This is a genomic window from Chitinophaga sp. 22308 (genome assembly GCF_052045305.1).
Lineage (GTDB): Bacteria > Bacteroidota > Bacteroidia > Chitinophagales > Chitinophagaceae > Chitinophaga > Chitinophaga varians_A.
Genome location: NZ_JBQEOP010000005.1, coordinates 202,250 through 226,343, shown reverse-complemented (window position 1 = coordinate 226,343; position 24,094 = coordinate 202,250). Strand labels below are relative to the sequence as shown.

Annotated in this window: 13 protein-coding genes; 7 read left to right on the top strand and 6 right to left on the bottom strand. The window is 49.9% G+C overall.

Annotated features, from left to right (window positions below; translation table 11 throughout):
* Positions 1–108 precede the first annotated feature (108 nt).
* The 5 genes from ACTJJS_RS21155 to ACTJJS_RS21135 form a co-directional block, all read right to left on the bottom strand.
* Positions 109–1,686: a SusD/RagB family nutrient-binding outer membrane lipoprotein gene (locus ACTJJS_RS21155; RefSeq protein WP_440665140.1), complete on the bottom strand. Its 1,578-nt coding sequence runs from the start codon at positions 1,684–1,686 to the stop codon at positions 109–111.
* An 11-nt stretch (positions 1,687–1,697) separates the two neighbouring features.
* Positions 1,698–5,159: a SusC/RagA family TonB-linked outer membrane protein gene (locus tag ACTJJS_RS21150; RefSeq protein WP_440665139.1), complete on the bottom strand. Its 3,462-nt coding sequence runs from the start codon at positions 5,157–5,159 to the stop codon at positions 1,698–1,700.
* 26 nt (positions 5,160–5,185) lie between these two features.
* Positions 5,186–6,205, bottom strand: coding sequence for a FecR family protein (locus tag ACTJJS_RS21145; protein ID WP_440665138.1), 1,020 nt, complete (start codon positions 6,203–6,205; stop codon positions 5,186–5,188).
* An 80-nt stretch (positions 6,206–6,285) separates the two neighbouring features.
* Complete coding sequence (locus tag ACTJJS_RS21140) at positions 6,286–6,876, bottom strand: RNA polymerase sigma factor (RefSeq protein ID WP_440665137.1); 591 nt, start codon at positions 6,874–6,876, stop codon at positions 6,286–6,288.
* Between the two features lie 188 nt (positions 6,877–7,064).
* Entirely contained in the window at positions 7,065–7,940 is an 876-nt protein-coding gene (locus ACTJJS_RS21135) for an AraC family transcriptional regulator (protein ID WP_168872001.1), read from the bottom strand.
* Positions 7,941–8,201: 261 nt separating this feature from the next.
* Here ACTJJS_RS21135 and ACTJJS_RS21130 point away from each other — a divergent pair, with 261 nt between their 5' ends.
* The 6 genes from ACTJJS_RS21130 to ACTJJS_RS21105 all read left to right on the top strand — a co-directional run bounded on the left by ACTJJS_RS21130 (position 8,202) and on the right by ACTJJS_RS21105 (position 20,336).
* On the top strand, positions 8,202–9,227 hold the full coding sequence (locus ACTJJS_RS21130) for a LacI family DNA-binding transcriptional regulator (RefSeq protein WP_168872002.1): 1,026 nt from the start codon (positions 8,202–8,204) through the stop codon (positions 9,225–9,227).
* Positions 9,228–9,405: 178 nt separating this feature from the next.
* Positions 9,406–12,516 carry a SusC/RagA family TonB-linked outer membrane protein gene (locus tag ACTJJS_RS21125; RefSeq protein WP_440665136.1) on the top strand — a complete coding sequence of 1,037 codons (3,111 nt, stop codon included), beginning with the start codon at positions 9,406–9,408 and terminating at the stop codon, positions 12,514–12,516.
* A gap of 12 nt (positions 12,517–12,528) precedes the next feature.
* Positions 12,529–14,100: a SusD/RagB family nutrient-binding outer membrane lipoprotein gene (locus ACTJJS_RS21120; RefSeq protein WP_440665135.1), complete on the top strand. Its 1,572-nt coding sequence runs from the start codon at positions 12,529–12,531 to the stop codon at positions 14,098–14,100.
* 33 nt (positions 14,101–14,133) lie between these two features.
* Positions 14,134–14,856, top strand: a complete 723-nt coding sequence (locus ACTJJS_RS21115) for a hypothetical protein (protein ID WP_440665134.1) — start codon at positions 14,134–14,136, stop codon at positions 14,854–14,856.
* Positions 14,857–15,360: 504 nt separating this feature from the next.
* A complete protein-coding gene (locus ACTJJS_RS21110) occupies positions 15,361–18,612 on the top strand; it encodes a SusC/RagA family TonB-linked outer membrane protein (protein ID WP_440665133.1) in 3,252 nt (1,083 codons plus the stop codon).
* A 23-nt stretch (positions 18,613–18,635) separates the two neighbouring features.
* Positions 18,636–20,336: a SusD/RagB family nutrient-binding outer membrane lipoprotein gene (locus tag ACTJJS_RS21105; RefSeq protein ID WP_168872007.1), complete on the top strand. Its 1,701-nt coding sequence runs from the start codon at positions 18,636–18,638 to the stop codon at positions 20,334–20,336.
* A gap of 515 nt (positions 20,337–20,851) precedes the next feature.
* Here ACTJJS_RS21105 and mutS read toward each other — a convergent pair.
* Positions 20,852–23,461 carry a DNA mismatch repair protein MutS gene (mutS, locus tag ACTJJS_RS21100; protein ID WP_440665132.1) on the bottom strand — a complete coding sequence of 870 codons (2,610 nt, stop codon included), beginning with the start codon at positions 23,459–23,461 and terminating at the stop codon, positions 20,852–20,854.
* 46 nt (positions 23,462–23,507) lie between these two features.
* Between mutS and ACTJJS_RS21095 the strand changes: the two genes are divergently transcribed.
* A complete protein-coding gene (locus tag ACTJJS_RS21095) occupies positions 23,508–24,050 on the top strand; it encodes an RNA methyltransferase (RefSeq protein WP_168872009.1) in 543 nt (180 codons plus the stop codon).
* The last annotated feature ends 44 nt before the right edge of the window (positions 24,051–24,094 follow it).

The following is a 24,094-nucleotide window of genomic DNA, read 5'->3' as shown; positions in this document are numbered from 1 at the left end:
ATTACGAATTACGAATTACGAATTACGAGCTTCCTTATAGAAAGTATACTTTCTAACCTCTCCATAAAAAAGCCCTTAATTCGTAATTCGTAATTTGTAATTCGTAATTTATTTGGTGTCCCACCATAGTTGCGTGCCGCCATTGTCGTCACCATTCAGCATTTTTTTTGCGCGTAGCAATGCTTTGGGATTGGTGACCTGCTCAATCTGCGGAAACGGCAGGCGGCGAATGAACTTCTCGGTATTGATGGTATTATTGCTGTTGTTGATCACGACAGGAAATAATTTCGGATAACCGGTCCTGCGGAATTCGCTCCATGCTTCAGTCCCTTCGGGGAACATGGCGATCCACTTCTGTGTGATAATACGCTCCAGCTTCTCTTCGTCCGATGCTCCCTCGTTCCATTTAATGGTAATGGTACTGAGATGTTTGTTGCCGGCGGCCACATTGTTGTCCCTGTTGACCGGATCTACATAAGGCGCTGGTTTGCTGGTATCGTTTTGCAGATAGTCGTTGACTGTCGTTAAACCGTATTGGCTGAATGACGTGCTAACGCCCTTCTCATAGTTGTAGGCGGCGCTGCCGGCGCCGTCCCAACCGTTCAGCGATGCTTCTGCTTTAAGGAACCACGCTTCTGCTGCGGCCATGTACTGGATTTTGTTGTCCAGCATGGTGATCTTGGAATAACCGGTATATTGTTCTTTCAGCGAGATACGTATGCCGTTGCGGATGCCACGGTATACGCCTGCGCCTTCATCGGTATGCACAAAGTAACGAGGCAGCCGCGGATCGTTATACCCGGTGAGGATAGATTCCATCGGTGCGCTCATGCGCAGATCTGCCCAGGTATAACACATGATGTTGAGCGGGTGGGTGACGGGAGAAATATCTACGGCGAAATTTTCTTTGGCATCCTGCAACAAACCCAACGGATGTTTCAACGCTGCTTCGCCTTCTTTCCGGGCCTTGTCTTTATCTGCGCCGTTGATGCGGATGGCCAGCCGCAGCCGAAGCGTGTTGGCGAACTTTATCCATTTGGTATAATCGCCTTTGTATACCAGGTCGAACGCCTGGAAGCGTTGTGGATTACCGGCATTGACGTAGTTTGTCAACAGGTTGATCGCGGTGTCCAGGTCATGAAAAAAACGATAGTACACATCCCGCTGGGAATCGTATTCAAACGTGTTCTCCTTGTTGGTATCTCCGAAATGGCTGTAGATAATAGGGCCGTAGGTGTCGCTGATACGGTGCATGGCCTCCACTTTCATGATGGTGGCCCAGGCATAAAAATCAGGATACTTGTCACCGGACTTCTCCTGTGCAAACACACAGGGCTTCATCACCCAGTGGTACACTTCGTTCCAGGGATAGTTGTTCCAGATATAGAGCAGCCCGTAATTCATATTGTTGATATTGCCTTCAAATGGCGTGGGCGACATCATATACCCTGAAAAAATATCCGCGTTGAGGTTCTGCTGAAGCTGCGCTGTCGGCGGATCATTGTAATGTATCAGGTATAGCTGGGCTTGTGTGATGGGAGCGCCCATCAGCTGAAAATCGCCTTTCAGGTCTGCCTCCGTAAAATCATAAGGGTTTTTGTTGATATCGGTGAATTTGCCGGTACAACCACTGCCCAATGCCAGGAGGGCGATAACCAGTAAGAAGTTACAGAACCGTTTGTGCATGGTAGTTAGTTTTACAATCCGAATTTCAAGTTAATGCCCATACTGCGTAAGGGCGGCAGTCCAAATACGTCTACACCCTGCAGGCCGTTGCCGGAGCCCATCGACACGTCCGGGTCAAACGGTGCGTTGAGCTTAAAGAAAAAGAGGTTCCTTCCGATAACGCCTACCCGCATAGTGCGCAGCCATTTCCATTTGAGTGGCACCAGGTAGCTGAGGCTCAGCTCCCGGAGCCGGATATTGGTGGCATCGTACATATACATTTCCCCGATGCCGGAACGGCCGCCAATGATGGTGTAATAGTTAACAGGATCTATCTTGCCGGTGTAGGGCGTGCCGTCCGCCAGTGCGGCGTTGAGTGTCACGCCGCCGTTATCGCGGGCTTTGGCGGTTGCCTCGCTCACGCCGTAGTAGTCCAGTACGGCCTGTGTAACGCTCATCACTTTACCCCCGAAACGGGCGTCTATCAGAAAACCGACAGTGAAATTGCGGTAGTAGATGTTGTTGTTCCATCCCAGCATGAAATCAGGGTTCGGATTACCGACTTTCTTAAACGCGGGAACGGTGGACAGCTTCCCGTTTTCATCCACGATGATCTGACCCTGGCTGTTCCGTTTCAGTTCCTTGTTGGAATAAATATCACCCCAGGAACCGCCTTCCTGTATGAAGGAACCGAACATGTTCACACCGAAGTCGGTAAGGGTGAACATGTTACTGGTATCGGCGCCGGCGATGTTGTTGTTGCTCAGCTGCAATACCTTGTTGCGGTTGGTGGAAAAGTTGATGGTGCTGGTCCAGCTGAAACCCTTTTCCTGTACGGGTGTTACGCTGATAGACGCTTCCAGTCCCTTGTTCTGGATATTGCCCATATTGAGGTAATAGGTCATAAATCCGGAACCGGGAGGGGCGGGCACTTCCATGTATTGTTTATAGTTGTTGTTTTTGTAGACGGTGATGTCTGCATTGAGCCGGTTGTTGAACAGGTGTACTTCCAGGCCTGCCTCAAAGGAATGGTTGTCTTCCGGCTCCAGGTGTATACCGGGATAGGGTGTACGTAAATTGAGCAGCACCCTGCTGACGCCGGCGGTGGTCTGCATGGTGAAGGGTGCGGGGTTGGAGGCATAGCTGGCAATGTCATTGCCTACTTTAGCGTAGGAGAGACGGGTGCGCAGCAGGTTGACGACCTTCGGCATTTTAAACATATCGGTCCATATGGCCGACAGGCCGGCTGAATAATAGAAGTATCCTTTGTTGAGGGTGGGAGTGAAGGCAAAAGTGCTGGACCAGTCATTACGTCCGGTAAGATCGAGGAACAGGAAGTTTTTGATGCCCAGCTGGGCGTTGCCGAAGATGGCCTGCAGCTGTTTCTGTTCCACGGAATGCCGTGCGTCGAGTGATTTTTCAGCGATATTGGACAGCGAGAATTTATTGGGGTAATTAAGGCCTGGTTCTGCATTGGGATTGGCGCCGTTGAAAGAGCGTTCATGCGCTTTGAGGTCGGTGATGCTGGCGCCCACATTACCGGCGAGGTGTAGCCAGGAATTTACTTTTCCGCTGGCATTGGCCATGATGTCGGCATATAACTGCGTATTGAATTCTTTTTCAAGTATGTAACGGCCATTGGAGTCTGAAAGCACGCGCTGCGTGCCGGCATAGGCTTCCAGTTCGTACTGGTCCAGCGATTTGTCGAAGCTGGCGCGTCCCTTGAAGGAGAGCCAGTTGTTGAGCTGATAGTTGAGCGACAGGGAAGCCATGCCCCGGTAACGGGCGTCCAGACGGCGGTTGCGCAGCAGGGCCCACATAGGGTTCTGCTGGTCGTCCTGTCCTATCCAGCCTTTGTCGCTGCGGATGTTCCACCAGTTCTGCAGGTATAGGCTCCGTTTGGCATCATAGTATTCAAACTGGTTTTTATAGGCGTCGAAATCGAGGCCGCGCGGGAACACGTACAGGCCGGAAATAGGGCTGTAGTATAGTCCGGACGACAGGCGGTTGATCGATGACTGCGCCAGGAAAGAGGCATTGGCGTCCATCACCAGCTTGTTGTTGAGCAGCCGGAGGGTTTCACGGAAATTGATGGTATGCCGGTTGAACTTATTGGTGGGGAGGATGCCTTTATTGGTGGTGTTGGCGTAGGAGAAATAGGTTTGGGCCGTTTCAGTGCCGCCGCTGAAGGAGATGGTGTTGATCCAGGTGGCACCGGTATTGTAGAAGTCTTTTACATGATCGGGCGATTGTACCGGAGCGCCCCAGCTGCCAAGGGAACCTGGCTTGGGCTGGTTGACGGAATCATAGGGCGGCTGTGTTTGTCCGTAACGGTATTGTAGCTTCGGCAGCAATGACGGTGTTTCGATGGTGAAATCGGATGACACGTCGATGCGGCTTCTGCCGGCTTTGCCTTTTTTGGTGATGATGAGAATAACGCCGTTGGCGGCCTGGCTGCCGTACAGGGCGGCGGCGGAGGCGCCTTTGAGGATGCTGATGCTTTCGATATCGTCCGGGTTGATATTGGAGATGCCGTCGCCGCCATCGCGGCCGCCGCCGCCGATGGTATTGTTGGCCTGGCCCCATACGTCCTGTGGCTGTGAGGGGGTGTAGTTGGCATAAGGTACGCCGTCAACGATGTACAGGGGTTGGTTTTCGCGGGTGGATTTATTCCCGCGCAGTACTACCCTGACGGTACCGCCGATACCGGAGGCATTGCGGGTAATGCATACACCGGCTGCTTTACCGGCGATGCTGTTCATGAAATTAGCGTCTTTAACGAGTGATACGTCGTCGCCATCCAGCTGCTGGGCGGAATAAGGCAGTTCCCTCGATTTTTTTGGTATGCCCAGGGCGGTAACGATCAGTTCCCCCAGTGCTTTAATGTTTTCGTGAAGCGTGATGTTAAGTTGACTGTTGGTGCCTACAGTTACTTCGCGTGTCAGATATCCTACGTAGCTGAATAACAAAACATCGCCCGGGCTGGCGTCAATGCTAAACCCGGCGTCGGTGTCTGTTTGTGTTCCTTTGTTGCTGTTCCTGATTTGAACGGTTACTCCCTGAAGCGGCGTGCCTTTACTATCGCGTACGGTACCGGTGATTGTTCTTTCCAGTGAAACGTGCTTTAACAGGTCAACGGTTTGTGTGCCACCTGTGTCAATGTCGGCTCCTACTATTATTTTGTTGTTGATACGGGTAAACTTCAATCCGGTTTGTGCTGATAACAACGCCAGAACGTCTTCTATGGGTGTTTTGGTGCAGTTGAGCGTAACCTTTTTTTTCAGGTTAAGATCAGTTTTATCGTAGTGGAAGTTTAGTCCGGTTTTGACCGATATTTCGGTCATCACGTCTTCCAGGTTTTTGTTTTTTGCCTGGATACTGACAACAATCGTGGATGGCGGCTGCTGTGTTTGGGCAAACGCGCTACTCAGGGTGTTCAAGCTACCGGCCAGCAGCAATGTCAGCATTAACCCCATGCATATCAACCATGTCATGGGGTAAGGCTTTACCCTCATAGAGTCTATTTTTTATTTACAAGATAAACGGTGTCTTTTTTAATGGTATATGATAAGGATTTGGCGATACAGATAATGTCCATTACTTCGGATAGGCTTTCATTTCTGAAATTGCCGGTATAATTCCATGCTGTTTTATTGCTTTCATTGACAACGGTCACCCCATAGCGGTTTTCTATGCCGGTCACTATTTCGGTATAGGGTGCATCTTTAAATACGAGGTAGCCTTGTTTCCAGCTGGTCACTTCTTCCGGTTTGGTGAAGGATGATTTGATCATGCTCAGCAATTGCCGGTCGAAACTTATTTGTTCGCTGGGGAGCAGCACAATGGAGCCGTTGGATTGGCTGCTCTTTAGTTGGTCTATTTTTACCTTGCCGGTAAGCAGGGCAACGGTGACTTTGTTTTCGGCGCTGTAGGCGCGGATATTGAAGCTGGTGCCCAATGCGGTGGTGGCCAGTTCGGGAGTACGTACCACGAAATGGCGGCTGGCGTCGGGTGCGGCGCTGAAGAAGGCTTCGCCTTCGTCGAGGTATACGCTCCTTTCGCCGGTACTGAAATGTTCCGGATAACGCAGTTTACTGTTGGCATTCAATGCCACGGTGCTGCCGTCTTCCAGTTTGATATTTTCCTGATGACCTTTGAGCGTAGTGATTTCCACAAAGCCGTCTCTGACCATGCGGTTACTGCCGGTGGCCGGGTGATGGGCCAGCGGTGCGTCAGTGGGAGTGGCAGTGTGCCGGTTGCTGTTAAACCAGAACAGGCCTGCCGCCAGTATAACGGCAGCAGCAGCGGCGCCGGATATCAGCCATGGCCGCATGCGGCGCACACGGGGCGCCGGCGTGATCTGTTCCTGGATACGCAGCTTCACCTCTTCCAGTTCCAGATCAAGCGTATGCTCGTCTGCAATGGAAGACTGGTGGGCATTGATCTGTTCAAACCACTGTTCTATGATTTTCGCTTCCTCCGGTGAGCAGTCCCCCTGTTGATATCGCTCCAGCAATATTTTTATCTGTTCTGTGTCCACCTGATAGCGTTTTTGGATGATAATAAGTCGTGGTAACGTGGAATTAGTACCATGGCAATACAGCAGTATTTTTATGAAAATTAACGGTTGGCGGTAAAAATCAAGGAAATAACGAGTAAAATAACGTCTGTCTGCGCATAGCTGGCCCGTAATATTTTGAGGGCTTTGGTGATCTGGTTTTTTACCGTCTGCTGGGACAGGCCCAGGTGGGTAGAGATCTGTTCTATAGAGAGATTTTCAAATCTGCTTAACATGAAAATTTCCTTCATCTTCTCCGGCAGGTGATTGATCGCCTCAAACAATTCCTGTGATCTGGCTTTGTAATCCACGGTGTCCTCCACGGAGTGCGGCTGTGCGTCAAAATGTTCAATCAGCTGCTGCAGGTACTTCCGATAGGTGGCGTTCTTCCGGTAAATATCGATGATCTTGTGCCGGGCCGCCTGATAGAGATACGATTTCAGCGATTCCTTCAGTACAAGGGAATGACGTTTCTCCCAAAGGGAAACAAACAGGTCCTGCAGTACATCTTTACTGATCTCTCCCGCTTCCAGTTTGCTGTAAATAAAAAGATACAACATTTTACTGTAGCGGTCATAGATGGCATTAAAGGCAGCACTGTCATCGCTTTTGAGCAGCGACACTAACTGGTTATCTGAATAACTGCTGAACATTGAATTACAGTAGCAATTAGATGTTTTGGTTGAATTACTATCGATGAAAGTAAGAAGAAATTTTGTTATTTAGCTATTTTGTTATGTAGATATTATCTGATGCTCTCTGGCAGTAACGACAACAGGCATAACAAAGGGTTGCTAAACAATCCAATAACCCAATAAAAGAAAATCAGATAACCAAGTTATCAGGCCTCCTTCAGCCTCAATTCATTCTTATATTCCTTTGGCGTTTTTCCTACGATCTCTTTAAAAAACCGGTTAAAATTAGACAGGTTCTTAAAGCCACAGGAATAAGCGATTTCTGCAATAGACCAGTCCTCTTCTGTCAGGCGCTTACAGGCATGGCCAATACGTACTTCGTTGAGGAACTGTACAAAAGATTTTTTGGTGCGGTTCTTAAAGAAACGGCAGAATGACTGCGGTGAGAGGTTGGTGATACTGGCTACGTCCTGCAATGAGATTTCCTTGGAGAAATTGTTCATCACGTATTTGAATACCTCGTCTATTTTATGGTTGTCCTTCACATTGTACGCATGGGAATACCCGGTGCTGGCCAGGTAATAACAATCGCGCGTTTCTGACAGCGTCTTCAGGATGTTGAGCAGGGATATGATCCGGTCCAGCCCCTCTTTTTTAGGCAGGGACAGGATCTCCGGCTTCAGTTTGTCGTAGGTAGGCCCTATGATTTTCATTCCGCGCTGCGCGCGATGGAAAAGCTCGCTCAGGGCCTTGGTTTCCGGTAAACCGTAGAACTTCTCTCCAAAAATGTCTTTTGGAAAATAGATCACGACAGAACGGGCTTTCAGATTTTCGTCACCCTTATAGTACTCCTCTTCATTATACCATACGTGGGGGATATGCGGCCCCAGAAACACCATGTCGCCCTCTTCAAAGCTCTCGATGCTGTCCCCGACAATCCTCTTCCCGTGGCTCTCCGTAACAAACACCAGCTCACATTCCGGGTGGAAGTGAAAAGGCGTGTTAAAATACGGATCACATCGCTCTATGATGGTGATCTGATTATCGGCAAAAGCCCCAACTTTAATAAGAATGGGTTTCATTCAAGTATTAATTTTTAAACTGGTGTTACCTGACAATACCCTATTTAATACTGCCATTGTCCTATGAATGTTGCCAAATTATTAAAAATTGGTTAAAAAAATATCATTATCGGGAAAATGACCCTTAAATGTCATATTCCCGCCGCTTATCCCTGTTTATAAGATTTAGCAACTTTTTTGGAATAATTGGCACAAGAATGTAAATTTCAGCTTTCATTTTGTAAATTACGGTGGGCTAAATCGATATAGCATTTGTTGTCTATGAAAGGAATCTCTATTAAAGATATCGCAAAACAGGCAGGGGTTTCTCCCACAACTGTCTCATTTGTGCTCAACGGCAAAGCGAAAGAAAAACGGATCAGCGAGCAGGTAAGCAAAAAAATCCAAAAGATAGCTTCCCGGCTGAAGTACAAACCAAATCAGCTGGCCCGTGGCCTCCGTACCGGAAAAACCAAAACCATTGGCCTTATTGTGGAGGATATCGCCAACAATTTCTTCGCCAGCCTGGCCAAAGTAATGGAGGATGAAGCCGATAAACACGGCTATAAAGTGCTCTATGGCAGTACGGAAGACAATACCGAAAAAGCAAAAGGGCTCCTGGAGGTACTCAAGTACCGCCAGGTAGACGCCTATATCGTTACCCCCACCAAAAACCTGGACAAGGAAATAGAACAGCTGAAAGCCACTTCCAAACCGGTAGTGCTCATGGACCGCTATTTTCCACATGTAAGCTCCCACTATGTAGTGGTAGATAACTATCAGGGCGCCTACAACGTGACCAGCCACCTCGCTAAGCAAGGCTATAAAAAAATCGCGATCGTCACCATCACCTCTGATCAGATACAGATGAAAGACCGCCTCGATGGATTTACTGCCGCACTGAAAGATCATCATCTCCCTTTTAATAAAAGCCAGGTAAAAAAAATACCGTTTGATCTGGAACGCGAAGCCTTCAACACAGAAATCAAAAAATTCCTGACATCCATCAAAGGACTGGACGCAGTGTTCTTCGCCACCAACTATCTCGGTATCTACGGCATCGAAAGCATCCGCTCCCTCGGATGGGACATAGGGCCGCAAATAGGCGTGGCCAGCTTCGACGACCATGACCTCTTCCGCCTCCACAGCCCGTCTATTACCTGCGTGGCCCAACCTATCACCGAGATTGGAAAAAACATCGTGGAAGTACTTATGCAGGAACTCAACCATCCTTCTGCAAACCCACGCCAGATTGTGCTGGAACCTTCGCTGATCGTCAGGGCTTCTTCCGATCCCGGAAAAAAATAAAACCCCGTTCCTGATCATATACGCCTGTTCCTGCGATACTTGCGGGAACAAAAAGTGATGTCCTGTTGTTAAATAATTCGGCTCACGGTTTTGCGGCCTCTCACCCCGTCAATCCCAGGCACGACTTATTCAACCAAAACCATCTCCGGTTTATTTCTTCACTTTTATCGCATTAAACATGATCAGGAACTTTACTCATGTGCTGTTGTTCGTGTTATTGTTGTTGACTACCCCCGTGGTATGGGCACAACAGGCCATTACCGGCAAGGTAACGGACAATACCGGCCAACCCCTTTCCGGTGTTAATATCCTCGTGAAAGGCACCTCCAAAGGCACCGTTACCAACGCGGACGGAAACTTCTCCCTCTCTGTTCCGCCAGGCAGCACCCTCGTCTTCCGCTATCTCGGTTATCTGCCGAAAGAAGTACCCGTCGGCAACGAGTCCCAGCTGACCATCAGCCTCCAGACAGATGAGAAAAGCCTCGGGGAGGTAGTAGTGACTGCACTTGGCATCAAAAAGGAAAAAAAGGCGCTGGGCTACTCGGTGTCGGAAGTAAAGGGAGAGGAGCTTACACAGGCGCGCAGCACCAATATCGCTAACTCTCTCTCCGGCAAAGTGGCCGGCCTCAACGTCACTTCCACGGCCACCGGCCCCGCAGGTTCCAGCCGTATCATCCTCCGCGGAAATACCTCCATCGACAAAAACAGGAACAACCAGCCGCTCATCGTGGTAGATGGGATTCCTATCAATAATGACAACCTGGGTGCTGCCACGGAATACGGCGGCACAGATGCCGGCGATGGCATCTCCAGTATCAACCCCGATGACATTGCGACCATCTCGGTGCTGAAAGGCGGTACAGCAGCGGCGTTGTACGGCTCCCGCGCTTCCAACGGCGTTATCCTCATTACTACCAAAGGCGGCGCCAGCCGTAAGGGCGTGGGGGTGGAATTCAGCAGTAATATTGTTATTGACCGCCCCATTGTGGAAAGTCTCGACTGGCAGTATGATTACGGCATGGGCCTCAATGGTCTGAAACCACAGACTGTCGCCGAAGCCCGCGCCGCCGGTCTGTTCAGCTGGGGCGCCCCGCTCGACGGCTCCTCGGTTATCCAGTACGATGGTGTCAGCAGACCCTATAGCGCGGTGAAGAACAATTTCAAAAAATTCTATCGCAGCGGTTACACGTTCACCAACTCCGTAGCTGCCAGCGGCGGAAACGACAAGGTGACCTGGCGCTTCGGAGCTACGGACATGAAAAACGAAGCCACACTCCCCAATTCGGGCATCCGGCGTGATAACCTCTCGCTGAACATTTCCGCCTGGCTTGGTAAAAAGCTCCACCTCAACGTGTATGCTAAATATATCCGCGAGCGGACAACCAACAGGCCACGCGTGTCTGACTCCCCCGGCAACGCCAACTACTCGCTTTACCTGCTGCCCACGTCCCTGGCCGTGCAAACACTGAAGGACAGTAAGCTCTCCCCCGATGGCAATGAATACCGGTGGAACGATAACGTATTTGTCACTAATCCCTGGTTCGCGGCATACGATTTTGAACAGGCGGATAAAAAAGACCGCTTTATCAATGCCGCCGAGCTCCGCTACGATATCCTGGACTGGCTTTATGTCAAAGGCCGTATCGGCGCCGATATGTTCTACCGCGACAATAAGGCGGTGACACCTAACGGTACCGCCTATATTCCCGGTGGCCAGATCAATGACCAGGCCCGCCAGAACTTCTACGAGCTGAATGCGGACGTAATGGTGGGCGTGGAGAAAGGATTCGCTGAAAAATGGCGCATATCCGGCTTTATAGGCGCTAACGTGATGCACAATAAAAATGATAAATTGTTCCTCACCGGTAACACCTTTAATATCCCCTACTTCTACGATCAAAGCAACCTGCAAACAAAAACCGTTACCAACGATATCTTCGAGAAAAAGATCAACTCTGTGTACGGGTCCGCTGAATTGTCGTACAAGAGTTATCTGTACCTCACGCTCACCGGCCGCAACGACTGGTTTTCCACACTGCCGCTTAACAGCAATAGCATCTTCTATCCGTCAGCAGGTCTCAGCTTTGTGTTGTCTGATGCTTTTACCATGCCCAAATGGATCAATTACGCCAAACTGCGTACTTCCTGGGCGCAGGTGGGCGGCGATACCGACCCTTACCGCCTGAGGCTCGCCTACCAGGTGCAAAACCCGCTGGTGCTGGGCACTAGCAGTCTCCCCGTGGCAGACATCAAAAAAGCGCAGGACGGCAGCTATTCGGTCCCCAACGCTAACCTGAAACCTTACGTCAATACCAGCTTTGAAGCCGGCTTCGAAGCCCGCTTCTTCGATAACCGGTTGTCAGTGGATTTCTCCTGGTATACCCGCAAAACCAAAGACGATATCGTACAGACCACTATATCTAATGCTTCCGGGTATAATACCGCCTTTATCAATGTGGGTAAAGTAAGTAACAAAGGCGTGGAGCTGATGATAACAGGAACGCCTGTACGTAGTAAGAATTTCACCTGGGATATCACCCCCAATTTTGCATACAACAAAAGCGAAGTGATTCAGCTGGACGGTAAACTGAATGCCCTGAAAGTAGCTGACGTACGCACCTTCAATGTCACCATTCAGCAGGTGCCGGGCCAGCCGTTTGGCGTGATACAGGGATTCAGCTTCCAGCGTGACGCACAGGGAAATATCCTGTTCAACGCTGCCGGCAAGCCGCTGCAAGGCCCGCTTACCCTCTTCGGTACAGGCGTGGCGCCCTATACGCTTGGCGTTACCAACACCTTTACCTATAAGGCGTTTTCGCTGGGTGTCCTGATAGATTCCCGTTGGGGCAATAAACTATACTCCGGCACCAACGACTACGCGTATTATTATGGTTTACAGAAAGCTACGCTCAGCGGGCGTTCCGGAGGTGTTACCATCAAAGCGCAGGACCCGAACGATCCCTCAAAATATGTGGACAAGGTCGTAGATGCGCAGGATTATTACCAGAACATTGCATTCAACATCGCAGAGCCATTTATTTACAGTGGCGCTTTCGTGAAGCTGCGCCAGGTGATACTGACTTACAGCCTGCCTTCCGCTATCCTGAACAAAACACCGTTCACTGGCGCTTCACTGTCATTTGTGGCCAGAAACCTCTGGATCATCTATAAGGACGTACCCAATGTGGACCCGGAATCCACCTACGGCAACGGTGCCGGACAGGGCGCTGAACTGCTGGGTTATCCACAGTCCAGAAGCTACGGGTTGAACCTGAATGTAAAATTCTAAATCGCTTCGATCATGGTTAAGTCAATATACACACGTGGAACAGTAGTACTGCTGTTATGGCTGTCGCTGATATCCTGCACTAAAAATTTTGAAAAGATCAATACCGACCCCACTGCCGCTCCGGTAGTGGCGCCGGGCATTCTGCTGACAAGGGGACTGTTGTTCGTTTCCGGTGGAGAGTTTGAAGCATGGCGTGCCAATCTGATTTATTGCGGCCCCATGATTCAGCACCTGTCTTCCACCAGTCTCACCTACGTGGGGGATAAGTACCTGTACAACGACGGCTACAGTGGGGCGGCGTTTAACTCCTTTTATCCGAACGGCGTAAAAATACTGACCACGCTGATAGAGCAAACGAAGACCGATCCTTCGCAGGCCAATTTTACTGCCATGGCCAGGATTGCCCGGGTGATCATGCTGCAGCGGCTTACGGACCTATATGGTAACGTGCCCTATACCGCTGCCGGCAAAGGCTTTATAGATCAGAACTTCACCCCCGCCTATGATGCGCAGGACGCTATATATGCCGGCTTTGCCGCCGAGTTGCAGGATGCGGCCACCCAGCTGGATGCCACCAAGACCACGCCCGGCAGTTCGGATATTTCAGGATACGCCGGCTCTCCCGCGCAGTGGAAAAAGCTGGCCTATTCCCTGCTGTTGCGCGTGGGATTGCGGCTTTCCAAAAAGGCAGACCCCTCGCTCGGTAAGGCCTGGGTACAGAAAGCATTGGCTGGTGGCGTGTTTACTGCCAATACGGATGCTTTTTATATCCAGCATGCGTCCGGAGACTATGATAATCCCAACAGTCACGTTATCGGGGTATATCCAGGCAGCAGGGCGGAAACAGGGAAAGACAACCAGAGCATCAAACTGTCGAAGTTTTTTGTGGACCTGCTGAAAACAAAGGCAGACCCGCGTTTACGGATTATTTCCGAACTGCCAAAGGCTGATTCCACTCCCGGCGGGTCTGATGATCCTGCCTTGCAGAAGGGGCTTCCCAGCGGATTTGATAACACCTCGGACCCAGTGTTTGGCATCGGGTCTACCGGAGATGCCAACCTGGCGCATTATTCACAGCCCAAGCAGATCATAGCGCAGCCCAATTCCCCCGATATTTTCATTACTTATTCGGAAGTGCAGCTGATGCTGGCGGAAGCTGCCGCCCGTGGCTGGATTGCCGGCGATCCGATGACATTCTTTACCACAGGGGTAAAGTCGGGCATATGGCAGTGGACCCTGTATTCTTCTTCCATTGTGTATGACGACGCCGCTGCATCCACATATGCCACCGCTCAGGCATCGGCACTGGCAGGGCCTTTGGCGGCTCAACTGGAAGCGATCAATACACAATATTACATTACTACTTTCCTGAATGAGTATGAAGCGTATGCCAATTGGCGCCGCAGCGGTTTCCCGGTGCTGAAGCCGGTGAATTATAAAAACAACGAGACCAATGGCCAGATACCCCGCCGGCTGCGTTATCCAAGGAATGATTATGATGTGAACAGGGCCAATGTGGAAGCGGCCAACGCAGCCCAGGGCCCGGACGTGTTTATGACGCCTGTATGGTGGGACAAGCCCTGACCGCGTATTATTTTCACCGTAATAAAAAACGCCATGACTAAGAACATTTTGCTTTCAGCCATTCTTGTATTAGCCTGCCTGTCGCTACAGGCGCAGGATTCCCTGGGACTTTCCCAGACCGTTAGTTTCCGGAATGCCGTGTCCAATAATATGGGCGTTAAATTTAGTTCCGTGTTTAGTTTCAGCCCGAAAGAGAATACGGTTGGCAGTCCTTATTTGTATCCCGACTGGGGCCGGTTGTGGATTGATTCGATGGACAACAGGCCGGTGGCCCGTTCGGTGGTATATGATGCCAATATTGACCTGGAGAAAAACATGGTGATCGTGAAAGGTGGCGATGGCAAGGCCTATGTGCCGGACGTCAACAATGTGCAGGCATTTCATTTTAAAAAGGGAACGGAGGCAAATGCGTTCGTCGCTATGCAGGTGGAAGGCGTGAATAAGTTCGTAGAACAGCTGGCAGCTGGCAAATACAGGCTGGTAAAAGAAGCCAAGGTAACGTTTCATCCGGCGGACTTTGTGGACAAAGGGATGGTGCAAACGGGTAAAAACTACGATGAATACAAAAAGTCGTACACCTATTACCTGGTGAAAGACCGGGTGCCGGTGAAAGTGAATATGCGAAAAAAGCAGTTCCTGGAGGCTTTGAGCGGTGATCCTGTCGCAGAGGAGACCGCACGGAAATTTCTGGCCGGTTACCGGGAGCCTTTCGATGAAACCGCCGCCAGGCTCACTATAGAAGCTGTCAATAAATAATGGCGGTGAAAAATTAAAAGCCCGTCTGACTCGTCGGACGGGCTTTGTGTTATCAAACATTTTCCACTGTCATCTTTGTTCCGGGCTGATATGGTAGCGGACTGATATTATTTTCCTTGTTAGCTATATTATTTTAATACTTTTAACGAGTTGTTAACCAAACATCAAAAAATTGTTAAATCTTTTTTGCACTTCTCATAATTATCCCTAAGTTTGAAACCAATATCTATGCTGATAAAAACTTGTTGTGAAATGAAAAATGAGATGTACGGGAGAACGGGTTTTTTTTTAAGATACATTGCTAAAACGTTTTACTACTGTAAGCAATACGGGAACAGTGAACAATGAAATAGCCAATGGAGTAATTCCATTTTAACGACGGAAACGGAAACTATGTCTTACCTGCCTACTGTACTGCCTTCTGCAGTCATTTGCTGGTGAAGAGGTTTGCCATGCATTATCATGTGACTGATCACTTGTTATAATTTAAACCAAAAGGAAGCTATGCGAAGATCATTTCTTCTCACCACGTTGCTTTTCTTATGCTGTTGCTTTGCTGCATGGGCGCAGGATAAAAAAGCTGTTACGGGAACCGTAAAAGATGAAAAAGGAACGCCTTTGCCGGGAGTTACGGTAAAGGAGAAAGGTACTGCCAATGGTGCCATGTCTGGCGCTGACGGTACCTTTAAAGTACAGGTAGGCCCTGACGCCACGCTGATACTCTCCTACATCGGTTTTATCAACCAGGAAGTGCCGGTAAACGGACAAACCTCCCTGACCGTTGTTCTGAAAGAAGACAACAAAAACCTGAACGAAGTTGTGGTTACCGCAATGGGTATGAAACGTGAACAACGTAAACTCGGTTATGCGGTAACAGAATTGAAAGGTGCAGATGTTGCCAAAACCAACTCTATCAACCCGGTATCTGCATTACAGGGTAAAGTGGCCGGCCTGGATATCTCCGCTGCTGCCGGCGGCCCTGCTGCTGCTCCGCGTATCGTGCTGCGCGGCGCTAAATCGCTGAACGGTAAAGACCAGCCTATCTTCATTGTGGACGGTGTGATCTTCGAAAACGATGAAAGTGCTGCTGACGTAAACTTCGGTAACGTACTGAAAAACCTCAACCCGGACGATTATGAGTCTGTGACCGTACTGAAAGGCGCTGCTGCAACAGCCCTCTACGGTTCCCGTGCCATCAACGGCGCCATCCTCATTACCACCAAAAAAGGTAATGCAAGAAAAGGCATAGGCGTTACTGTTAGCCAGACCGCTCAGATCGAAAAGGTATACCGCGGCGCTATTGACCTGCAAAACGGCTATGGTCAGGGTATTGACGGTTCTTACGATAACACTGCCGGCGGTTATAGCTTCGGTCCTAAAATGGACGGCAGAATGGTACAACTGGCCAACGGCATGAGCGTACCGTTCACTCCTAAACCCAACAACGCTAAAGATCTTTACCAGACCGGTAAATACTTTAATACCAACGTGGCCATGGAAGGTGGTAACGACAAAGGAACTTTCCGCCTGTCTTACTCCCACCTGGACAACAACAGTGTTTCTCCGAACAACAGCTTCGGCAGAAATACCTTCGCATTCCGTGGCTCCTCCCAGATATCCAAAGTGCTGAGCGCAGATGCAGGCGTAACTTACGCTACCTCCAAAACACTGAACCCCGACCGTCAGGGTGGTGACTACACCAGCTACAACATCGGCCGTAAATGGGTGTATGTGTTCCCGCGTAACTACGATCCTTCTATCTGGAGCAAACCGGAAAACTACCTCGGACCTAACGGCGGCCGTGCTAATCTGAGTACCAACCCGGGCGCAGACTATTTCTATCAGCAGGCTTATAACAGCTGGACCCGTAAAGAATCCCTGGTGACTGGTAACTTCTCCCTCACCACGGTAGCTACCGACTGGCTGAAATTCGTTGGTAAAGCCAACTTCAGCAGTGAGCAGTCTACTGACGAACGTAAAGAAGTAGGTACCGCCGCATTCTTCAAAGGTTCTGACGGTTTCTATTCTATCGCAGGTGTGAACAAATCCCAGTACACCTTCACCGGTATGGCGATCATCACCCCTAAACTGGGCAAAAAATTCGATGGTAACCTGAACCTGGGCGCTGAAACATGGAACAGTGGTATCGGTAAACAATACAACAACTACTCCGACGGTGGTCTGCGTATTCCTTTCCTGTATGATATCACCAACAGCGTAAACGCGCCGGTCGTGAAAAATGATCCGCTGCTCCGCAAACGTATCAACTCACTGTTCTTCGCAGCCAGCCTGGCTTACAATAATGAACTGTTCCTGGACGTGACCGGCCGTAACGACTGGTCTTCTGCACTGACTTATCCTGCAGGCAGCAAAGGAAGTACTACCAACTCTTACTTCTATCCTTCCGTAAGTGCTGCATGGGAATTCACCCAGACACTGAAAGAAGAAATGCCTTCCTGGATCAGCTATGGTAAACTGCGTGCCTCTTACGCGATGGTGGGCGGTGACCTCGATCCTTATCAGATCAACACAGGCTACTATACCACCGGCCTGTTCCAGGGTGCTTCCTCCGGTAAAAACCTGCCGCTGGTAAACATCTTCAACTCAGACATCCTGCCGAATATGGCCCTGAAACCTTCCATCTCCAAAAGCTGGGAACTCGGTGCCAATGTTCGCTTCTTCAACAACCGTCTGGGCTTTGACTTCGCCTGGTACCGCACCAACATCACCAACCAGATCATCAATCTGCCTACGCCGATTGAATCCGGTGTTACCTCCCGTTATATCAACGCCGGTAGCATGGTCAACAGAGGTATTGAGCTGTCCATCAACGGTACGCCTATCCAGAACAAGAACTTTACCTGGGACGTAACCCTGAATGGTAGCCGCAACAAAAACAAAATCGTCAGCCTTACTCCGGGTGTAGATCAACTGCAGCTGAACGAAGACCAGGGCGTGAAAGCCATCGCTTCTGTAGGCGGTAGCTACGGTAACCTGGTAACAGACTACGGTTATACCCGCGATGCCAACGGTAAACCCATCATCACGCTGGGTGGCAGCGATTTCCCTTACAAATTTGTACGTGGTAACGCAGTCGTAGGTAACATTATGCCTGACTTCAACCTGGGCTTGCAGAACAACTTCACTTACAAAAACTGGAGCCTCGGTGTATTGATCCAGGCACGTATCGGTGGTGACTTCTTCTCTGCTTCCCACCAGTATGGTACCGGCCGCGGTACTACTGCCAACACTATGCAGGGTCGTGACACCGAACATGGTGGTATCACCTTCACAGATGCTTCAGGCGTAAAACGCAACGACGGTATGATCCCGGACGCGGTGTTCCAGAAAGGGACCACTATCTCCAAAGATGGACAGAATGTTGTGCTCGATGGTATGACTTACCAACAGGCATATGAAAAAGGTTATGTAACGCCGCTGACACCATTCCAATACTATGGCATGATCGGTGACTGGGGCATCGGTATCCGCGAAGCTTCCGTATTCGACGCTTCTTATGTAGCGCTGCGTGAAGTATCCCTCGGTTACTCCCTGCCTACCGAAATGGTACAACGCTGGAGACTGAACAGTCTGCGCGTATCCCTGGTGGGCCGTAACCTCGGTTACCTGTTCAACAACCTGCCGGACCACATCAACCCGGAAGCAGTACGTAACAACAAAACTTCTGCCTTCTCCGAGTACGGCGCTGTTCCATTTGTTCGTAACATGGGCCTGACTGTACAGGTAGGATTCTAATAACCGTTTAACAATTGACAAACATGAAAAATGTAAATAAATGGGGATTAGGCGTAGCAGTAGCTGGTATGATGCTGAGCGCCTGTACCAAAAACTTTGAAGATCTCAACACCAATCCGCAGGTAAGCCAGGACGTACCACCGGAAATGTTGATCACCCAGTCTGAAAAAGGTATTGTAGACCGTGACTTTGACTGGTTCTATGATGCATACACCTATCAGATGAAGTGGATGCAGTTTGGTGTGGCAGCTCCCGGGTCTTCTCCCACCGGCCTTTTCAGTCCAACCAACACCAACGACTTCTACAATGCCTTCTATAAAGGCATTGGTCGTAACCTGGTGGAAATGGAAGCAGTAGTGGCTAAAAAATCGGAGGCGGAACGCGCACAGTATGGCAACGTACTGGCCATCGCCAAAATCCTGAAGGTGTACAGCGCCTGGAGAGCTTCCGATGCTAACGGTAGCATACCTTATACCAATGCATTCCAGTCCCGCTCTGATGCAAACTATACACCTACCTACGATACGCAGGAGAAACTGTTCCCTATTTGGGATGCTGAACTGAAAGCGGCGGTTGCTACCCTGCAGAGCGGCCTTTCCGGCCAGGCTTCTCCAGGTAACGCTGAAATCTTTTATTCAGGCGACATCACCAAATGGGCCAAAGCAGGTAACGTACTTCGTATCAAACTGGCCATGCGCCAGCTGAAAAGGACACCGGATAAAGCGACAGCTATCATTACAGACGCAATGGCCGTTAAAAATGGTCTCTTCGAAAGCAATGCAGATGAATGGAAATTCATCTCCGCTGATCAAAGCTTTGCCCGTGCCGGTAACTGGGCAATGGACAACAACCCATTGTCTGCCAGCAAAAACATGCTGGACTACATGTACAATAACAACGATCCCCGCCTGGGCATCTTCTATGAGAAAAACAGCTATACCAAAGAACTGGTGGACAGTCTCGTAAAAGGTGGCGTTTTCCCTTCCATGCAATATAACGAACGCCGTTATTTCGGTCTGCCTGCCAGCCCGGACAGAAGAAGCGTAAAAGCGGATTCTGTGATCTTTAACGTAAAACGTTATACGATGACCTTCAACGGCAAGGAAGTCACCCGCACCGTGGATACCGTGTCTGCTGTACAACGCCGTCTGTTTGACCTGGACGCCGAAAATGGCAACAATAACGGCGCCCGCTATACGCAGCCAATTTTGAGCTATGCAGAGCAATGTTTCATGCTGGCTGAACTGGCAGTAAGAGGCATTATCTCCGGTACTGCCGCCACTTACTATGCCAACGGTGTAGAGGCTTCCATCAAAGCATACGATGACATGGCCCGCGAAGCTAAAATCCGCGACTATGCACCGCTGGACGCTGCTGCGATAACAAAATACATAGCGAACGATGCGATCGCCTTCACCGGTACCAACGATGTCCTCCTGGAAAAAATCAATATCCAGAACTTCCTGAACCTGTTCAAATCCCCCTGGGAAGCATGGGGCGCATGGAAAAGGACAGGTATCCCGAAAGAGGGCGGTATCCTGCCGTTTGAACCAATGCAGGTGGCCGGCCAGACTGTCGTGATTCCTCGCCGCTGGGCCCTGCCACAGCCAACCATTGCTAACCAGACTAACTGGAGAAATGCTATCACCGAAATGCAGCAAACCGGTGAATACGGCAACGCCGACAACGATTTCACCGGCCGCGTTTGGTGGGATAAAAAATAGGATTATAACAAGTACGTATATACGGCAACTTTGCCTGTAAATGAAAGGCGGCTGTCCCATATGGGGTAGCCGCCTTTTTCATTTTTTGTAGTAATACTTCTACAGCCTGGCAATATTATGACTACGACTTTGAAGAACTACTACAAATACGGCTCTTATTAAACCGTAAATTTGGTAATTGGGAAGTTTTTAACCACTCCCTTAAGAGTCAGTGAATTATATCTTTATTAAGTTGTTGGGCTATTAATTGTTCGTGATCAATGTTGAATCCTTTTTCCGGAAGGCATCCGGGCAATAATGTTCATTACTGCAAATCACCATTTATTATATCATATTAAAATAACGAAACTCGCTATATGGTTACCGTCCGGTGAAAGACCGGCATGGTAACGTTAACCCTAATTTGGCAAGCATAGGACCAGATATAGCAGCACCGGGGTGGTAGCCGGCTGCTGCTACTATCACTTATCAGATTATAAATGTGGCTGGCTGTGTCCACAGTCCAGCATCTGTTTTTAATTGATCATCTCTTTAATCTCGCTCAGCTTCAGCAGTGCTTCCACCGGTGTAAGCCTGTTGATGTCCACCGTTCCCAGTTTCTCCCTGATCTGCTGGAATGTATCGCTGTGCGCATCAAAAATATTGAGTTGCAGCTTTTGGGTAGGCGTCGCAATGTTTTTGATGTTTTTCTGTAAGGAAGTGTCGATATGTTTTTCTTCCAGGTTGGCCAGTACTTCATTGGCCCGGTTAATCAGTTCGGGTGGCATGCCGGCCATACGGGCCACATGTATACCGAAGCTATGCCGGCTGCCTCCCGGCGCAAGTTTGCGCAGGAAGATGATTTTATTGCCGGACTCCATATTGGTGATATGAAAGTTTTTTACCCGCGCATGTTTGTTTTCCAGCTCGTTCAATTCGTGATAGTGCGTGGCAAACAATGTTTTGGGTCGATGTTCTGTCATGTCATGCAGGTACTCCACAATGCTCCAGGCGATGGAGATACCGTCATAGGTGCTGGTGCCACGGCCAATTTCATCGAGTATCACCAGGCTGCGGGGCGTGATGGTGTTGATGATACTGGCGGTTTCGTTCATTTCTACCATGAAGGTGGATTCACCGCCGCTCAGGTTATCGGAAGCACCTACACGCGTGAATATTTTGTCTGTGAGCCCGATCTCGGCGCTGGTAGCGGGCACGAAGCTGCCCATGTGCGCCATCAGTGTGATCAGGGCGGTTTGCCGCAGCAGGGCGGATTTACCGCTCATGTTGGGACCGGTCAGGATAATGATCTGCTGATCGTCTTTGTTGAGCTGGATGTCATTGGCCACATAACTTTCACCTGCGGGCAATCCTTTTTCTATCACCGGATGGCGGCCTTCCCGGATATCGAGCTGATAACCGTCAGTGATTACCGGCCGGCGGTACTTGTATTGCAGGGCGTTATGGGCAAAACAAAGCAGGCAGTCGAGCTGTGCAAACACCTGTGCGTCCTGCTGCACCGGCTCAATAAAGGGCTGCAGGGCGGCGAGCAGTTCGTCGAACAGCCGCGTTTCCAGTGCCAGTATCTTGTCTTCGGCGCCTACGATCTTATCTTCGTATTCTTTCAGTTCCGGGGTAATGTAACGCTCAGCGTTGGCCAGCGTTTGTTTACGTATCCAGGTATCAGGGACTTTGTTCTTATGAGTGTTGGTCACTTCCAGGTAATAGCCGAAAACATTGTTAAAGGCTATCTTCAGGGACGGGATGCCGGTGGCTTCCGACTCTTTCTGTTGAATCTGCAGGAGATAGTCCTTGCCTTTGGTGGCGATGGCACGCAGCTCGTCCAGTTCCGCGTTGACGCCATCGCGGATTACACCGCCCTTGTTGACCAACACCGGCGGGTTTTCCATTACTTCGTTCAGTATTTTGTTGAGAATGGGAGCACAGATGTCCAGTTTTTCGTTGAGGCGTAACAGGTAGTCGTTTTCGCTTTTGAACAGCAGGTTTTGTACGGCCTGCACCTGTTCGAGGGAATGGGCCAGCTGCATCACTTCCCGCGGGTTGATTTTACGCAGCGGGATTTTAGACACCAGTCTCTCCAGGTCGCCGGTCAGTTTCAGGTGATGTATCAGTTTCTGGGCCAGTTCTGTTTCTTTAATGAAAAAGGTAACGGTGTCCAGGCGCTCGTTGATCCGGGCGATGTCGCGCAGTGGGAATACCAGCCAGCGTTTAAGCAGGCGGGCGCCCATCGGCGTGGAAGTATTGTCCAGTACTTTGAGCAGGGTATGACCGTTTTCCACGCTGCTGTTCAGCAGCTCCAGGTTACGGACGGTGAAGCGGTCCATCCAGAGAAAGTCTTCCTGGCTGATACGCTGCATGCGGGTGATATGTTGCAGATGCGGGTGTTCAGTGTCTTTCAGGTAGTGCATGGTGGCGCCGGCCGCTATGATGGCGGCATTCATACCTTCCACGCCAAACCCTTTGAGGGAGTGGGTCCCAAAGTGTTTCAGCAGGATGTCTTCTGCATATTGGGTGGTAAAGATCCACTCGTCGAGGTTATAAGTATAAAAACGGCCGCCAAAGGTGGCTTTGAAATGTTTCTGTTGCTGGCGGGCAAACACTACTTCTGCCGGACGGAAGCTCTGCAGGAGCTTGTCCACATATTCAATGCTGCCTTCGGCGATGATGAATTCGCCGGTAGATATATCAAGGAAGGAAACGCCGGTCACGTTTTTATCGAAATGAACGGCTGCCAGGAAGTTGTTGCTGGCATTTTCCAGGAGTTTGTCATTAACGGCCACGCCGGGCGTCACCATTTCGGTCACCCCGCGCTTTACAATGCCTTTAACGGTTTTAGGGTCTTCCAGCTGATCGCAGACGGCCACACGGTGCCCGGCTTTTACCAGCTTGTGCAGGTAGGTGTCCAGCGAGTGATGGGGAAAACCTGCCAGGTCAACGTAAGAAGCAGATCCATTGGCTCTTTTGGTTAACACAATGCCCAGTACCCGGGAAGCGATCACGGCGTCTTCATTGAAGGTCTCGTAAAAGTCGCCCACGCGGAATAAAAGTACTGCATCCGGGTATTTGTCTTTGATAGCCTTATGCTGTAGCATCAGTGGCGTTTCTTCTGATTTACTTTTTGCCATGGCGCAAATATATAAAACTCATCCGATCCGGTTATCTTTGCAGATCATGAGAAAACTTAGCATGGATGAACTGGGCCGTAAAACGGTGGACGAGTTCAAGGCGGCAGATAAAACACCCGTGGTACTGGTATTGGACAATGTACGGAGTATGCATAACGTGGGGTCAGTGTTCCGTACCGCTGATGCTTTCCTGTTACAGGGCATCGTGCTGTGCGGCTATACGCCCGTGCCTCCCCACCGGGATATCAACAAAACGGCGCTTGGCGCCACCGAGACCGTGGACTGGCAATATTTCCCAACTACAATGGAAGCGGTGCAGGCATTAAAAAATGCCGGCTACCTTGTTTTTACCATTGAACAGGCCGCCGGCAGCGTGATGCTCGATGCTTTTACCCCTCCCGCAGATCAGCCGGTGGCACTTGTGTTCGGCAATGAGGTGAGCGGGGTAGATGGTGAGGTGATGAAAGTGGCGGACGGCTGCATCGAAATACCCCAGTCAGGCATGAAACACTCCCTGAATATTTCTGTCAGCACCGGTATTGTAGTTTGGGATATCTTTGTAAAACTGAAGGCCGCCGCCGGCCATTGATACAGTATCAATAAGATTATATTTAAGAGCTGTTAGCTCAACTG